General features: G+C 72.8%; 9 protein-coding genes. All 9 read right to left on the bottom strand.

Annotated features, from left to right (window positions below):
- Nucleotides 1-24 precede the first annotated feature (24 nt).
- A complete protein-coding gene (locus QHG49_RS08635) occupies nucleotides 25-1,233 on the bottom strand; it encodes a cytochrome P450 (protein WP_145486638.1) in 1,209 nt (402 codons plus the stop codon).
- Between the two features lie 374 nt (nucleotides 1,234-1,607).
- Nucleotides 1,608-2,804 carry a cytochrome P450 gene (locus QHG49_RS08640; protein ID WP_301488333.1) on the bottom strand — a complete coding sequence of 399 codons (1,197 nt, stop codon included), beginning with the start codon at nucleotides 2,802-2,804 and terminating at the stop codon, nucleotides 1,608-1,610.
- 208 nt (nucleotides 2,805-3,012) lie between these two features.
- Entirely contained in the window at nucleotides 3,013-4,512 is a 1,500-nt protein-coding gene (locus QHG49_RS08645) for an MFS transporter (protein WP_301488335.1), read from the bottom strand.
- A 100-nt stretch (nucleotides 4,513-4,612) separates the two neighbouring features.
- A complete protein-coding gene (locus QHG49_RS08650; protein WP_159705900.1) occupies nucleotides 4,613-6,124 on the bottom strand; it encodes an MFS transporter in 1,512 nt (503 codons plus the stop codon).
- A gap of 55 nt (nucleotides 6,125-6,179) precedes the next feature.
- Nucleotides 6,180-7,190, bottom strand: coding sequence for a ketoacyl-ACP synthase III family protein (locus QHG49_RS08655; RefSeq protein WP_301488339.1), 1,011 nt, complete (start codon nucleotides 7,188-7,190; stop codon nucleotides 6,180-6,182).
- Between the two features lie 133 nt (nucleotides 7,191-7,323).
- The gene (locus QHG49_RS08660; RefSeq protein ID WP_159708653.1) at nucleotides 7,324-8,091 is read right to left on the bottom strand and encodes a thioesterase II family protein; all 768 of its coding nucleotides are present in this window, start codon (nucleotides 8,089-8,091) and stop codon (nucleotides 7,324-7,326) included.
- A 29-nt stretch (nucleotides 8,092-8,120) separates the two neighbouring features.
- Nucleotides 8,121-9,119: an LLM class flavin-dependent oxidoreductase gene (locus QHG49_RS08665; RefSeq protein WP_301488341.1), complete on the bottom strand. Its 999-nt coding sequence runs from the start codon at nucleotides 9,117-9,119 to the stop codon at nucleotides 8,121-8,123.
- A 38-nt stretch (nucleotides 9,120-9,157) separates the two neighbouring features.
- Nucleotides 9,158-10,759, bottom strand: a complete 1,602-nt coding sequence (locus QHG49_RS08670) for a fatty acid--CoA ligase (protein ID WP_145486642.1) — start codon at nucleotides 10,757-10,759, stop codon at nucleotides 9,158-9,160.
- A 34-nt stretch (nucleotides 10,760-10,793) separates the two neighbouring features.
- Entirely contained in the window at nucleotides 10,794-16,481 is a 5,688-nt protein-coding gene (locus QHG49_RS08675; protein ID WP_301488343.1) for a type I polyketide synthase, read from the bottom strand.
- Between the last annotated feature and the right edge of the window lie 10 nt (nucleotides 16,482-16,491).

The following is a 16,491-nucleotide window of genomic DNA, read 5'->3' on the forward strand; positions in this document are numbered from 1 at the left end:
GTCGGTTGCTGCGGTGACCGGCGGTCACCAGGTCACGGGGAGACGGGTCACCCCGTGGAAAACGGTGCCCCGGCGGAACAGCGTGCGCGGATCGGCGGCGAGGCGAAGGTTCGGGAAGCGGCGCAGCAGCGTGCGCAGCGCCAGGTCCATTTCGAGGCGGGCCAGCGGGGCGCCCTGGCAGTAGTGCGGGCCGAAGCCCCACTGGAGGTGGCCGCTGGTGTCGCGCTCGGGGTCGATGCGGTGCGGACAGGTGAAGACGGTCTCGTCGTGGTTGCCGGCGGGCACCGAGATCACCACGGCGTCGCCCTTCTCCAGGCGCACACCGCCCAGTTCCATGTCCTCCAGGGCCAGGCGGACCATGGCGTCCTGGGAGATCGACCAGTAACGCAGCGACTCCTCGATGAAGTTGGGGATCAGCGCCCCGTCGTCGGCGGCGACCCGGGCGCGCAGGTCGTCGTCGCGCAGCAGGGCGAGGATGTTCAGGGCGATCTGGTTGGTGGTGGTCTCGTGGCCCGCGACCAGCACCAGGCGGGCGATGCCGACGAGTTCGTCCAGGGTGATGGCGCCGGTGGCGTGGTGGCGCACGGCGAGCCGGCTCATCAGGTCGTCGCCGGGCTCGGTGAGCTTGCGCAGCGCCAGCTTGGCGAGGTACTCGGACATCTCCGCGAACGCGGCCTGGGAGACGGCCGGGTCCTCCTGGGAGATGGTGACGCGGGTCTTCTCGATGAAGAACGGCGAGTCCTCCTCGGGGACGCCCAGCAGGCGCGCGATCACGAGGGTGGGCAGCGCCCGGGAGAAGACGGCGTGCAGATCGGCGGGCTGGGGCTGGGCGGCCAGCTCGTCCAGCAGCTCGTCCACCAGGCGTTGCACGGGCTCGCGCAGCCGCTTGACCCGGCGGGCGGTGAACTCGGTCTGGATCATGCCGCGCAGCCGGGCGTGCTCCGGGTCGTCGAGGCGCAGGAAGGAGCTGGGGTTGCCGCCGGGCGGCACCTGGATGCGCACGGGGGCACCCGGTAACGTCTCGTCGGCGCTGAGCCGGGGGTCGGCGAGCGCCTGGCGCACATCGGCGTACCGGGTCACGAGCCAGCCCAGCCGGGACTCGGCCGCGCCGGCCGGGATGCGCACCACGCACGGGGGCGCCTGGCGCAGTTCGGCGAGGATGGGCGGCGGACTGCCGTCCTCGGTCCGGGCGAAGGGCCAGTCCAGTATGTCGGTGTGGTCGGCGAGCGACATGTTTGTCCTCCAGGTCCGGGGGGCAAAGGCGATCCGCGGCACCGACTCGCTTCCTGTGCTCGACACGACGGTGGGTTCGTCGACGCGGGGCGGCAAGGGGAATTCCTTCCTCCGAGCCGTGCGCGCGGACGTCGTGACGCCACTGTCGCGCACCACGCTGACACCGCGCTGACGTAGCACTGACACGGGTCCCGGCGGGGGCCCGTGTGCGGTTCGGTGTGGGATCTTTCAGAAGCGACGTGGGTAATGACTTTGCCAAGCCGCGCTGACCTGGAGCTGACCCGGAACTGACGGACGGGGCCGGGGCAGGGCCGTGGTGGGGCACGACCCTCTGGTTCCGGCCACCATGAGGAACTCTTTACCTGAAGCGGGTGTCACCAGGTGACGGGAAGTTCCTCCAGGCCGTAGACCAGGGTGTTCTCGCGGAAGCGGACGTCCTCGACCGGCACGGCCAGGCGCAGCGCGGGGAAGCGGGCGAAGAGCCGGCTGAGACAGACCTCCAGTTCCATGCGGGCCAGCGAGGCGCCCGGGCACAGGTGGGGGCCGAAGCCGAAAGCGAGGTGACCTGCGGCGTCGCGGTGGATGTCGAGCCGCTCGGCGCCGGGGTAGACCGACTCGTCGTGGTTGGCGGCGGGGATGGCGAGAACGACTCCCTCACCCTTGCGGATGTGTGCGCCGCCGAGTTCGATGTCGTCCACCGCCACTCTCACCTGGTTGTCCTGCGAGATGGACCAGTAGCGCAGGAGTTCCTCGACGGCGGGCTTGAACAGAGAGGGATCGGCGCGCAGTTCGGCCTGCTGCCCGGGGTCGCGCAGCAGGCTGAGCACGCTGAGAGCGATCTGGTGGGCCGTGGTCTCGTGCCCGGCGACGAGGAAGAAGCGGGCCATGGCCACGAGTTCGTCGTGGGTCAGCTCGCCGCTCGCCACATAGCGGGTGGCGAGGCGGCTGACGAGGTCGTCGCGCGGGTCGGCGGTGCGCTCGGTCACCAGCCGGTCGAGCAGGCGGGTCATGGTGACGAAGGCGGCGTAGGTCTCCTCGGGGCCGGCCTCCTGGGACAGCACGACGCGGCTCTGCTCGGTGAAGTCGGCCTCGTCCCGCTCGGGCACGCCGAGCATGCGGGCGATGACCAGCGCGGGCAGGCGTACGGCGAACTCGGTCACGAGGTCGACGGGTCTGGGTCTGCGCTCCAGCTCGTCGAGCAGGTGGTCGACGAGGAGTTCCACCTCGGGGCGCAGGGCGCGGGTGCGGCGGGCGGTGAACTCGGTCAGCGCCATCCGGCGCAGCCGGCCGTGCTCGGGGTCGTCCATGCGGCTGAAAGACATCACTCCGGGCTCCGGCGGCAGCTGGATCCGGAGGGGGAAGCCGGGCTGCTGGTCGTCGGCGCTGAACCGGTTGTCGTTGAGCGCCCGGCGCACGTCCGCGTGCCGGGTGACCAGCCAGGCGTCGCCGCCGCGGATGCGCACTCGCGTGGGCGCGTCCTCGCGCAGGTCGCGGTAGGCGTCCGGCGGCGCGTAGGGGCAGGTGCGGGGCATCGGCCACGCGGCGAGTTGGTGCTGGTCGCAGGCGGACATCGGGTTCCCTCCGTTGGCTGAATCTCAGCGTTGGAAGGACATCGTGGCGAGCGTAACTGACGTAAATCTGACGGGTAACTGATTCGTTTTCGGCCAGTCAATGGCTGGTTTACGAGAGGTCAAGGGGAGCGGGATGCGCTGTTCCGGAACACGCGAACGGGGGCCGGCGCTCGTGCGCCGGCCCCCGTCGGGGCGATCGGAAGGGGCCTCAGACGGCCGGTGCCGCCTCGGTGGCCGGCACCGCCCCCGCTTCGGCCGCCGCCGGCCGGGGCAGCAGCTGCACCAGGCAGGCGACCAGGACGCAGATCCCCGCCTGGACCAGCAGTCCGACGCTGAAGGCGTGGGCGTAGGAGTGCGCGGTGACCTGTGATCCGGCAACCCCGAAGAAGACCACGCCGAGCACGGCGATGCCGATCGCGTTGCCCATCTCCTGGGCCGTGGAGAACACACCGGACGCGGCGGCCGCGTGCTGCGGGGCGACCCCGGCCAGCACCAGCGAGGCGAGCGGGGCGATCACGAAGCCCATGCCGAGACCGGCCACGACCATGGCCGGAATGCACCAGGCCACGTTCCCGGTGCTGTCCAGGTGCCACGCGGTTTCGGCCAGGCCGAGGTTGCCGACGGCCTGGAGCACCGCGCCGAGCGCGAGCACCTGCTTGGCCGCGACCTTGGGCGACTGCGCGGAGCCGAGGAAGAAGCCGAGGCCGAGCGGCATGAACAGCAGTCCGGACCTGAGCGCGGAGACGCCGCGGCCCTCCTGGAGGTACAGCGCGAGGACCAGGAAGAAGGAGGCCATCGCGGCGAAGAACACCAGCAGGGAGACGACGCCGACGCCGAACGCGCGGTCCGCGAACAGGCTCGGGTGGACCAGCGGCGACCCGTCGCGGGCGGCCTTGCGGCGCTGCGTCCACCAGAACGCGGCCAGCAGCGGCACGGCCGCCACCAGGCACTCCCACGTCCAGGTCGGCCAGCCCTGCTCGCGGCCCTGGACCAGCGGCAGCACGATGGCCGTGAGGCCCGCGGTCACCAGCACGACACCGGTCCAGTCGAGTCCCGTACGGCCCTGTGCGCGGGACTCGGGGACCACCTTCGGGGTGAGCAGCAGGACGACGGCGCCGATCGGGGCGTTGATCAGGAAGATGGTCCGCCAGTCCCAGCCGAAGAGGTCGGCCTTGATCAGCAGACCGCCGATCAGCTGGCCGAACACGGCGGAGGCGCCCATCGTGATGCCGTACGCGTTGAACGCGGCGACCCTGGCCCTGCCCGAGTACGCGGTGGTCAGGATGCCGAGGACCTGCGGGATGACCAGCGCGGCGGCGGCGCCCTGCACCGCGCGGGCCGCGATCAGCTCGGCCATGTCCGGTGCGATACCGCAGGCCAGCGAGGCCAGCGCGAACAGGGCCAGGCCGATGGCGAACACCTTGCGGCGGCCGTACAGGTCGCCGAGCCGGCCGCCGGTGATGAGCATGGCGGACAGGCCGATGTTGAAGGTCGCCGCCACCAGCTGGATCTCGGCGCTGGTGGCGTGCATGTCCCGCTGGAGCGAGGGGATGGCCACATTGACGATGAAGAAGTCGATGTTGGCGATGAAGAGGCCGAGCAGCACCACGAGGAGAACACCCCAGGCGGGCTTGCCGCCGGTTTCCCCGTGGTCCGTCGGCGGCGCGGACGCGGCGACTCTGCCGGTCGGTTCCGCTTTGGTGGTCATGGACGAGTCTCCTCTGTGGTGCGCTGACGGCATGTCCGTCGGCGGACACGCGCGACGGGAGCCGGCGGCGGGCCCGCGGACGGGCCGGTCGCCGCACGGCTCAGGACGTGGGCGCCTTCTTGGGCGGGCGCGGGAACAGCTGGACCAGGGCGGCGACCGCGAGCGCGAACGGCACCAGCAGATAGACGCTGGCCCGGAAGGCGTCGGCGAAGGCGTCGGGGCCGGTGCCGCGGCCCAGGACGTGGTAGAAGACCACGCCCACCAGCGCGACACCGATCGCGCCGCCGACCTGGTTGGCGGTGGACAGCACACCGGAGGCCGCGCCCGCGTAGCGCGGGTCGGTGCCCGCGAGGGCCACGGTGGCCAGCGGCGCCATCACCATCGCCATCCCGGCGCCGCCGACCAGCAGTCCGGGCACCAGCCAAGCGACCGGCCCGTGGGTGCCGATGTGCTCCACGGCGGCGTACAAACCGATCAGGCCGGCCGTCAGCACCAGCGCGCCGACCGCGAGGGTCTGCCGGCCGAGCACCGCGGCGATCTGCTTGGCGGTCAGCGACACCCCGAGGAAGCCCACGCCGAGCGGCAGGAAGACCAGGCCGGAGTCGAGCGCGCTGAGCCCGCAGCCCTGCTGGAGGTAGAGGGCGAGCACCAGGAAGAACGAGGCCATGCCCGAGTAGTAGACGAGGGCCGTGGTCACACCGACGGTGAAGGAGCGCTGGCGGAACAGCGCCGGGTCGACGAGCGGGCCGCGGCCGGCCGCCGCCAGCCGCCGCTGGTACAGCGCGAACAGGGCGAGCAGCACCGGGGAGGCGGCCAGGCACACCCAGGTCCACTCCGGCCAGCCCTTCTGCTGGCCCTCGGCGAGCGGCAGGACGACGGCGACCAGACCGGCGGAGACCAGCAGCATGCCGAGCGGGTCGAGGCGGGACTTGCCCTGCGCCTTGGACTCGGGCACCACGCGCGGCGCGAAGACCAGCGCGGCGACACCGATCGGCACATTGACCAGGAAGCAGGTGCGCCAGCTGAGCCCGGCGATGTCCAGGTGGATCAGGACACCACCGATGAGCTGGCCGAACACCCCGGCGAGACCCATCGTCAGACCGAAGGCGTTGAAGGCGCGGATGCGGGCGGGCCCGCTGTAGACGGTGCCGATGATGGCGAGCACCTGGGGGCCCATCAGGGCGGAGGCGAGGCCCTGGGCGACGCGGGCCGCCACCAGCTGCCCGGCGGTGGGCGCGCTGCCGGCCCAGGCCGAGGAGAGGGTGAACAGGGCCACGCCGATCAGGAACATCCGGCGGCGGCCGTAGAGGTCGCCGAGCCGGCCGCCGGTGATCAGTCCGGCCGCGTACGCGAGCGCGTACCCGGCGACGATGAACTCCACGGCGGACGAACCGGCGTGCAGATCACGCTGGGTGGCGGGGATCGCCACGTTGACGATGAACACGTCGAGGGTGATGACGAAGGTGCCGATCAGGATGATCGGCAGCATCGCCCAGTGCGGGGCCGCGGGCGCCGGCGGCGCGGCGGCGGCCCGCGGGGGGCTCTCGCCGGTGGCGCCGGGCTGGTTCCCGTTCTGGTCCGGGGCGGCTTCCCGGGGTTCTTGTAGGGCCATGACGGCCGTTCCTTTCATCGTGCGGCGGGGGTGGACTGGGGAGCCGCCCCTCCTGTCACCAGGACGGGGTGTGCAGGATCTCCAGTACGGCTGCGGAGAAGCTGAAGCCCGCGCCGGCCGCGACGACGAGGACGAGGTCGCCCGGTCCGACGGCGCGTTCCAGGACGAGGTGTTCGATGCCGAGGAACTGGTCGCCGGGACCGACATGCCCGTACTTGCGGCCGACCTCCCAGGTGCTCTGCTTCTCCGTGAAGCCCAGCAGGTCGAAGTTCTCCGGGGTCTTGTTGCGGTGGACGTGCGGGGTGACGACGCGGGCGATGTCCTCGGTCGACACGCCCGCCTCGGCCATCACGCGCCCGGTGGTGGACATCAGGGCGGCCTCGTAGCGTTCCCAGGAGCCATCGGCCTGAGGGGTGGCCGCGTGCTGCCTGCCGCGTTCGATCAGGCGTACCTCGGGGCCGGGCTGGAGGGCGAAGGGTTCGAGGCCGCGGTTCCAGCGCTCCAGCGAGTTGTCGGCGCCCAGGGTGGCGGCGACCACCCGGGCGAAGCCGGTGCGGCCGGACAGCAGCAGGGCGCTGCCGCCGTCCGCGAAGATGAGGTTCATCTGGATGTTCCAGCGGTCCACCCAGGGCGCGGCGAACCGGTCGCCGGTGGTGAGCAGGACCTCGGTGGCGAGACCGGAGCCGATGTATCCGGCGGCCAGGCCGATGGAGCCGACGGCGGCGTTGCAGCGCTGCTGGAGGTCGAAGCCGGGGACGCCGGAACCGACGGTCTCGTTCGCGACGTACGCCGCGGCGGGCCACATGTCGTGGCCCTGGTAGCTGCCGGAGGAGTGCAGGACGAGGCCGACGTCCGCGGGCGCCACACCGGAGCGCTCGACGGCGAGACGGCCCGCGCGTACGGCCATCTCGGGGCCGGAGAGTTCGTCGGAGACGGCGATGTTCTCGAAGCCGAGGTCGCGGTGCTCCTGGTCGACCAGGCCCTCGGCGGTGGCCTGTGCCACGGTGATCGTGTCCGGTATCCATGACCCGGCCGACGCGATGAAGAGATCTTTGTCGAATCTCATGCTGCTGCTTCTCTCTCGGATGGGTGGCCTCGGCAGTACGTCGGGGAGAGACCGACGAACGCCGTGTCGGCGGGCCGCCTGTCACCATCTCGCGGCCCGCTGACACGGCGCTGACATGCGCCGTTCCCCCCGGTCAGCTCACGGCGGTGGCCACGGTCCGCTGGAGCCGGTGCGCGAAGTGTGCGGTGACGGCCTGGGCGTGGGTGTCGATGTAGAAGTGGCCGCCCTCGTACTCGTTGTGGCCCAGGTACGTCGGAGTGCGCCCGGCCCAGTGGGTCATGGCGTCCGGGGCCTCCTGGAGCGGGTCGCTGCGGCCGCCGTAGGAGGCGAGCGGGCAGCTGACGCCGGCGCCGTCGTCGTCGTAGTCCCCGGCGACCCGCAGGTCGGAGCGCAGGGCGGGCACGACCAGGGCGAGCATCTCGGGGTTGTCGTAGACCTCGGCCGGGAAGGAGCCCAACTTCTTGATCCACTCGACCAGTTCGGGCTCCGGCATCCGGCTCTGCTCCTCGGTCGGCTTGAAGAAGCCGACCGGCGACCAGCCGGACATGCCGACCATCGCGGGGACCGGGCCGCCCTCCTCCTCCATGCGGATGGCGAGCCGGAAGGCCAGCTGGGCCCCGAGGCAGTGCCCGAAGAACGCGAACGGACGGTCGTCGAGGTCGTTGAGGACCGCCTCGTGCAGGGCTTCGAGCAGCGGCCAGAAGTTCTCGTAGGTCTCCTCCTCGCGGCGGTTGTGCCGGCCGGGGAGGGTGACGGCCTGCGGGGAGATGTCCGGCGGCAGCAGGCGTTCCCAGTCGCGGTAGATGATGGCGCCGCTGCCCGCGTGGGGCAGCAGGAACAGCCGGATGGAGGCGTCGGGCGAGGGCTCCACGGGGTGGAACCAGTGTCCCTCGCTGGACATCTGGCTGCCGATGGTGCCGATGGCGGTGGTCACGACTGCGTACTCCCTACGGTGGGTGCGGTGCCGAGGGCGCGTACCGCGGGCAGCAGCACCTCGGCGATCTCCTTCAACTGGGGCTCCGGGTCGAGGGATCCGATGCGGATCACCAGGTGCCGGGCACCGGCCCGGACGTATCCGCCGAGCCATTCGGCGCACTTCTCGGCGCTGCCCCAGGCGTATGCCTGGATGGTGCTCATCTGCTTGAGCGAGCGGCCGTAGTAGTGGCTGATGTAGTGCTCCAGCTCGGCCTCGGCGGCGGCCTCGTCGCTGTTCACGGTGACCGTGGCGTACAGCCCGGGGACCACCGTGCGCCCCGCCTCCGCGGCGAGTTCGCCGAGCCGGGCGGCGGCGCGGCCGTAGGCGTCGACGTCGGGGAGGAAGGGGAGCCAGCCGTCGTAGCGGGTGGCGGCGCGGGCGAGCACCTTGGGGGTGTCGCTGCCGGCCAGCCACAGCGGCGGGCCGCCGGGCACGGCGGGCGAGGGCAGCCGGTCCAGGTTCTCCGCCTGCCAGAACCTGCCCTCGAACTCGGTGGGTTCGCCGTCCTCCCCGGCCCGCCAGGCGGCGCGCCACAGCGCGGCGATCTCGTCCAGGCGGCCGACGCGGCCCTGGAAGGAGGCGCCGACGGACTCGAACTCCGCCTCGGTCTCGGGCATCGGGAAGCCCGAACCCAGCCCCAGGATCAGCCGGTCGGCGGCCACATGGCTGAGGCTCGCGATCATGTTGGCGCCGATGAGGGGGTGGCGCAGGGCGGGGGTGAGGGCGGCGGTGCCGACGGTGATGCGCCGGGTCGCGGCGGCGGCGGCCGACAGCACGACCAGGGGGTCGAGGCGGGGGCGGGCGGTGAGGGAGTCACCGGCCCACAGCGAGTCGAAGCCGAGCGCTTCCGCGTTCCTGGCGAAGTCCAGCAGCGGGGCGGCGGCGTAGGTGCCGTTGATGGCCTGCTCGCGGGTGGGCAGGAGGATGCCGATCCGCAGCGGTTCGGTACTCATGGGCGTGTCACTCTCCGCGGGGAGGTCGGGGGACGTGGTCATACGGCACTCCCGGCGACGGCCCTGGTCTGCGCCGTCAGCCGCTCGCGCACCGCGCGGCGCAGGATCTTGCCCGAGGGGTTGCGGGGCAGGGAGTCGGCGAAGTGGTAGGTGCCGGGGATCTTGTAGTCGGCGATCCGGCCGCGCAGGGACAGCAGGAGCTCGCGGGGGGTGGCCCTGGCGCCGGGGCGCAGGACGACCACCGCGTGCACGCTCTCGCCCCAGCGGTCGTCGTGCAGCCCGACCACGGCCACGTCGGCGACCGCCGGATGCGCGGCGAGGGCCTTCTCGACCTCGGCCGGGTAGATGTTCTGCCCGGCCACGATGATCGTGTCGTTGATGCGGTCGCACAGGTGGAGATAGCCGTCCTCGTCGAGGAATCCGGCGTCGCCCATGTGCAGCCACTCCCCCACCAGGGTGCGGGCGGTGGCCTCGGGCAGGTTCCAGTAGCCGAGCATCCGGGAGGGGGCGCGCACGCAGACCTGGCCGATCTCGCCGGGCGGCAGGCTCTCGCCGTCGGGGCCGACCACCTTGATCTCGTTGCCGGGACAGGGCAGGCCCACCGAGATGAGCCGGGTGCTGCCCGCGTGGTGGTCGCCGGGCGGCAGGCAGACCGCGACGCTGCCGGTCTCGGTGCTGGCGTAGATCTGCGCGAACTCGCAGCGGTAGGTCTCCAGGCACTGCTTGAGCAGCGTCTCGGACATGGGCGCCGCGCCGTAGGCGATCTTGCGCAGGGAGGTGAACGCCTCGGGTCCGGCGCCGCGTTCGGCGGCCATCGCCTGGAGCATCGCGGGTGCGGCGAAGGTGGTGGTGACGCCGTGCTCGCGGATGAGGCGGACGGCCTCCTGCGGGTCGAACTGCGGCATGATCACATTGGTGCCGCCGGCGTTGAAGGTGTGCAGGAACCAGCCGATGCCGGCGACGCCGAAGCCCGGCAGGGAGATCAGCGCGACGTCCTCGGGCAGCCAGTCGATCCAGTCCACGCCCCGCTCGCGGCTGGCGTGCGGCAGGGTGAAGAAGCTGCGGTGGGCGAGGACGGCGCCCTTGGGCAGCCCGGTGGTGCCGCTGGTGTAGATCTGGATGACGGCGTCGTCGGGTCCGGTGCCGGGCGCCGGGTCGGTCTCGGGCTGGTCGGCGGCCCAGGCGAGCAGCCCGGCGCCGCGGGCGGGTTCGCCGTCGGCGTCGGTGCCGTCGACCCGGATCACCCTGCGCAGGCCGCGCAGTTGGGGCCGTACGGCGGCGACGGTGTCCCAGAACTCGTCGTCCACGAAGATCAGCGTGGCGCCGGAGTCGCGCAGGATGTGATCGACCTCGGCCGGGGTGAGCCGCCAGTTGACCGGCACCAGGACGGCACCCGCCTTGGCGCAGGCGATCATCACGAGGTAGTAGTTCGCGGACTCGCGGCCGAGGTAGGCGACCCGGTCGCCGTGCCGCACCCCGCTGGTGTGCAGGGCGTGCGCGGCGCGGTTGCTGTCGCGGTGCAGCTTGTCGTAGGTGGTGACGTGCCCCTCGCAGATGATCGCCGGGTGGTCGGGGCGGGTCCCGGCGTGGGCGCGGGCGGAGTGGTGGAGCGTCCAGCGCTCTCTCGGTATGTCGCTCATGGTGATGTGCCGTCTCTGTCGAACTGTCCGACCGTCACGCCGCGGGCGCCGGGGCGAGCTGCCCGTCGACGAACTGGGCCAGCGCGCGGACCGTGGGGTGGTCGTGGGTGAGGGAGGCCGGCAGGGGCAGCCGGAACGACTGCTCCAGTGCGGCCTTGACCTGCTGGGCCATCAGGGAGTCCAGGCCCAGCGACACGAACTCGCTGTTCAGGTCCAGCTCGTCGCCCTCCTCCAGGTGCAGGACGGCGCCGACCTTCTCGCTCACCACGCCGGTGACGGCGGCGAGCCGTTCGGCGTCGGGGAGCGCGGTGAGGGCGGTGAGGTCGAGACCGGTGCCCTCCTCGCCGCCCCGGCGGGCGAGCCGGTCGTAGAAGAGGTCGCCGTTGACGCTGCCGGAGACGTAGCGGTCCCAGTCGAACTCGCCGACGATCCGCTGGGTGCGGGGCCGGCCCCAGAGCCGGGCCAGGGTGTCCAGGGCGCGGGTCGGGGAGAAGAAGCGGACGCCGCTGCGCTCGATCTCCTGGCTGAGGTGCTCCTCCAGGCGGGCCGACATGCCGACCCGGGCCCAGGCGCCCCAGTTGACCGACAGGCCCGGCACCCCGCGCCGGCCGCGCCATTCGGCGAGCGCGTCGAGCCCGGCGCTGGCGGCGGCGTAGTGGCCCTGGGTGGCGCCGCCGAGGACGGAGGCGATGGAGGAGTAGGTGACGAAGAACTCCAGCTCGGGGAAGGAGTTCTCGGCGGCCTCGTGCAGCAGCCAGCCGCCGTAGGCCTTCGCGGCGAGCTGGGCGTCGATGGACTCCCAGGTCAGCTCGGAGATCAGCTTCTTGTCGTAGGAACCGGCGGCGTGCACGATCCCGCCGAGCGGGCGCGCGCCCGCCTCGATGTGCCGGACCAGCCGCTCGACGTCCCCGGGCCGGGAGATGTCGGCGCGTACGAGGTCGATCTCGACGTCGGCCGCGAGGGCGGCGAGGACCGGTGCGGCCTCCTCGGTGGCCTTGCCGCTGCGGCTGACCAGGGTGAGGTGGCGGGCGCCGAGCGCGGCCAGCTTGCGGGCGGTGACCAGGCCGAGGCCGCCGAGGCCGCCGGTGACCAGGTAGGTGCGGTCGGCGCGGAGCCCGGCGGGCACCTCGTCGGCCGGCTCGGGCCGCTCCTGGAGGTCCTCGGGCAGGGTCACCCAGGCGGGTCCGGCCGGGTCGGACAGGGCGGTGCGCAGGGCCTCACCGGTCTCGTCCAGGCCGAAGCGCAGGTCGGAGCCGTCGTCGCCGGTGGCCGGTACGACGGCGACCGCGGGCACGGTGAGCGTGGCGCGGAAGGTCCCGTCGTGGCGTACGAGGACCTCGTCGCCCGGCGCGAACCTGGTGCCCTCGGCCGCCCCGAGGACGGTACCTCGGGCCAACTGGCCGAGCAGCGGCGGGAGTTCGACCTCGCCGGTCTCCTCGGCGCGTTCGGCGCGCCCGGTGTCCAGGGCGGCGCGGGCGTCCTCGGCGGTCAGACCGACGGCGCTCACCCGGACCTGGACCTCGTCCGGCCCCGGGGCCCGGTCGGCGACCGGCGCGAGCACCAGGTCGGACAGGTCACCGGAGTCGGGGGCCCGCAGCTCGAAGCCGCCGGACCAGGTGAGGCTGGCGTCACCGGCGAGCAGCCGGCGCACATAGCGGCGGCCTGGACGGTGGGCGACCTGGTACTCACCGGCCGGTTCGGTCCGCCACTCCTCGGCCAGCGGGGCGAGGCCGCTGCCGGGCGCGAGGTCGACGAGGGTGGCCCGGTACTGGGCGTACTCGGTGAGCAGCACCCGGCCGAAGCCCCACAGGGTGGCCGCTCCCAGGTGGCCGCCGTCACCGGCCGGGTCGCCGGGCAGCCACTGGGCTCCCTCGGTGACCAGCCACAGCCTGGGCGGCCGGTTCGCGGTCTCCAACGCGCCGATGAGGGTGAGGAGTTCGCGGTAGTTGTCCTCGCACTCGGCGCGCAGCTGCTCGGCGGACATCGGTCCCGGGCGCTGGCGCCACAGCCGGCAGATGTCGGTGACGGTGGGGTCCTCCAGGGCGGCCTTGAGATCGGTGAGATCGGGCAGCCAGGTGACCTTGAGGCCGGGTTCGGCGGTCAGCTCGGCGGCGCGGGCGGCCGAGGGGTCGAGGAGGACGACGTGCCGGGCGGCGGGGGCGCCGCCACGGGCGGGCAGGGCGCGCCGCACCCACTCGGGGCGGTGCAGGAACTGGCGGCGGCCGCCGCGGCCCTCGGGACGGGCCATGCGCACCCCGAGGAGTTCGGCGACCGGGTCGCCGTTCTCCAGCAGCAGCACATCGGCGAGGCGCCGGTCCTGTTCGCCGCGGACCCGGGCGAGGACGCGCAGCTGCTCGCCGCGCGGCTTGCGGAAGTGCCGTACGGAGGCGATCTCGCGGGGCACGAACACCGGGCCCTCGGGGTCGAGGACGACCAGTGCCTGTACGGCGGCCTCCAGCAGCTCGGCCGGGACGTGCTCGACGGCACTGGCGTCGCGGCCGGTCAGTTCGCCGGTGACCAGTCCGTCGCCGTGCCGGGCGGCCTTGACCAGGAGGCGCATGCGGGGGCCTTGAGGGCGGCCGACGGAGGCGAGGTCGGTGTAGATGTCCTCGTCGTCGATGTGCTGGGCGGCCGGGGCGAGCCCCGCGTCCAGCTCGGCCAGCTCCGAGACCGGGACCAGGGGTTCGGGGTCGGCGGCGACCGTGGCGGTGGCGTGCAGGTTCTCCTCGCCGCCGACCAGCGTGTACACCTCGACATCGGCGCCGCCGCCGGGGCGGGGCCGCCAGCGGGTGGTCAGCGCGGTGACCGTCTCGGCGGGCAGCTCCAGCGGGGCGAGCAGCCTGAGGTCGCGGACGGCGTTGCGGGCGTGGCCCTGCACCGCGTCCTGCACCGCGAGCAGCAGGTCGACATAGGCGCCGGCGGGCAGCACGGTGCGGTCGTCGGCGGCCAGGTCGGCGAGCGCGCCCAGCTCCTCGGCCATGAACTCGGCGGTGAACTCCCTTACTCCGCTGGCGAATCGCTCCTCGGTGCCGAGCAGCGGGTGGCGGGCGGTGCCGTTCGCGGCGGAGCGGCGCGGGGTGACCGAGGGCAGCCAGTAGCGCTTGCGCTGGAAGGCGTACGTCGGCAGGTCCACCCGGGCGGGCGCGGGGTGTCCGGCGTGGTAGCCGTCCCAGGCGACGGCGAGCCCGGCCGCGTAGTAGTCGGCGAGGGCGGTCAGCGTGGTCGCGGTGGTGGTGTCGCGGCGGCGCAGGCTGGCCAGCCAGACGTGGTCCTCGACGGTGACCGAGCGGCGGGCCAGCGCGGTGAGCCCGGCCTGCGGGCCGACCTCGATCAGGGCGTGCCGGCCGCGCCTGGCGACGGCGCGGATGCCGTCGAGGAAGCGCACGGGCTCGCCGATGTGCCGCACCCAGTAGCCGGGGTTGCCGATCTCGCGGAAGCGGGCGAGCCGTCCGGTCACGTTGGAGATGAGGCTGATCCTCGGCTCGTGGAACTCGATGCCGTCGAGGGCGGCGCGGAAGTCGTCGTAGACCTCGGCCATCAGCGGGGAGTGGAAGGCGTGGGAGACCTTGAGCCGCTCGACGCGCACGCCCCGCTCGGCGAGGGCGGCGCTCACCTCGTCCAGGGCCGCGGTGGCGCCCGATATCACCGTCTGGTCGGGGGCGTTGACGCCGGCGACGGCCAGGTCCGCGTGGCCCTCCAGGAGCGGGGCGACGTCCTCCAGCGGCGCGGAGACGGCCGCCATGCCGCCCTCGGCGGTGACGGCCTGCATCAGCCGGGCGCGGGCGGCGACCAGCTTGACGGCGTCCGGGAGGCTGAACAGCCCGGCCACGGCGGCGGCGACGACCTCGCCGATGCTGTGCCCGATGAGCACGTTGGGCTTCACGCCCCAGGCCATCCACTGCTGGGCGAGCGCGTACTCCAGGGTGAACAGGGCGGGCTGGGTGTACTCGGTGCGGTCGATGGCCTCGGGGTCGGGGGCGGTGCCGAGCAGCAGCTCGCGCATCGAGCGGCCGAGGTGGGCGGCGAACAGCTCGTCGCAGGCGTCGACCTGGGCACGGAAGACGGGCAGCGCCTCGTAGAGGGCGGCGCCCATCCCGGCGTACTGGGAGCCCTGGCCGGTGAACATGAACGCGGTCTTGCGGATGCCGGTCGGGCCCTCGTGCTCGTGCTCGGCGGTCTTGTCGAGGAGCTTGACGAGGGCGGCGCGGTCGGCGACGGGGGCGGCGACGCGGTACGGGTGGTGCGCGCGGGTGGTGTTGGCGCTGTGGCAGAGCGCGGCGACGGAGATCTCGGGCCGCTCCTCCAGCAACGCCCGGTAGTCCGCGGCAAGTTCGCGCAGGGCGGCCGCGTTCTTCGCGGAGAGGGTGAACAGCGGGGCGGCGCCCGTCTGTCCGTTCTCCTCGGCGGGGTGCTCCGGCGCCTCCTCCAGGACCACCGCGCCGATCGTCCCGGCGAAGCCGAAGCTGTTGACGACGGCGCGCTTGACCTCCGCCTTCCAGGGCTCGGGGGCGGTCGGCACGCGCAGCGGGTACAGGTCCCAGGGAATGCGCGCGGAGGGGTTGTCCAGGTTGATGTGCGGGTAGATGGTGCCCGAGCGCAGCATGAGCACCGTCTTGATGACGCCGACGATGCCCGAGGCCGGCTCCATGTGCCCGAGGTTCGTCTTCACCGAACCGACCACCACGGGCTGGTCCTTGGTGTGCGAGTCCACGAACACATCGCCGATGGCGCCGAATTCGATGGGGTCACCGAGCGGGGTGCCGGTGCCGTGCGCCTCGACGTAGCTGATGTCCTCGGGCGCGAGGTGGGCCGCGCTCAGCGCGCTGCGGATGACCTTCTCCTGTGCGGGCCCGTTGGGCACGGTCAGGCCGGCGCTGTCGCCGTCCTGGCCGACGGCGGTGCCGCGCACCAGGGCGAGCACCCGGTCGCCGTCGCGCTCGGCGTCGGAGAGCCGCTTGAGGACGACGATGCCGCAGCCCTCGGCGCGTGCGTACCCGTCGGCCGACTCGTCGAAGGTCTTGCACCGGCCGTCCGGGGACAGCATCTGCGCGTTGGAGAACATCACCGGGATGCGCGGGTGGTGCAGGGCGTTGACGCCGCCGCACAGCGCGATGTCGGTCTCGCCGCCGCGCAGCGCCTGCACGGCCAGGTGCAGGGCGACCAGCGAGGAGGAGCAGGCGGTGTCCACGCTCATGCTCGGGCCGCGCCAGCCGAGGAAGTAGGAGAGGCGTCCGGACAGCGGGAACATGGTGATGCCGGAGGCGAGATGGCCGTCCAGCTCCTCGTACGGCAGCGAGTCCAGCTCCAGCGCGTAGTCGATGGAGCTGGCGCCGATGTACACGCCGCCGTTGCCGCGGCGCAGCGGGGCCGGGTCGATGCCGGCGTGCTCCAGCGCCTGCCAGGCGGTCTCCAGCAGCAGCCGCTGCTGGGGGTCCATGTAACGGGCTTCCTTCGGGGAGATGTTGAAGAAGCCCGCGTCGAACAGGTCGATGCGGTCGAGGAACCCGCCTGCCGAGGCGCGGATCTTGCCCTTGTCGTCGGGGCCCTCGGGGGTGAAGGCCTCGACGTCCCAGCGATCGGTGGGGATGGGGCGGATTCCGCTGCGGCCCTCGCGCAGAAAGTCGTCGAACTCGTCGGGCGAGCCGCTGCCGCCGGGGAACCGCAGACCGATTCCGACGATCGCTACCGGCTCGGGCGCCTGCGCTGATTCCTTACGCGGCATGGAACGACTC

The sequence above is a fragment of the Streptomyces sp. WP-1 genome (assembly GCF_030450125.1).
In the GTDB taxonomy this organism is placed as follows: domain Bacteria; phylum Actinomycetota; class Actinomycetes; order Streptomycetales; family Streptomycetaceae; genus Streptomyces; species Streptomyces incarnatus.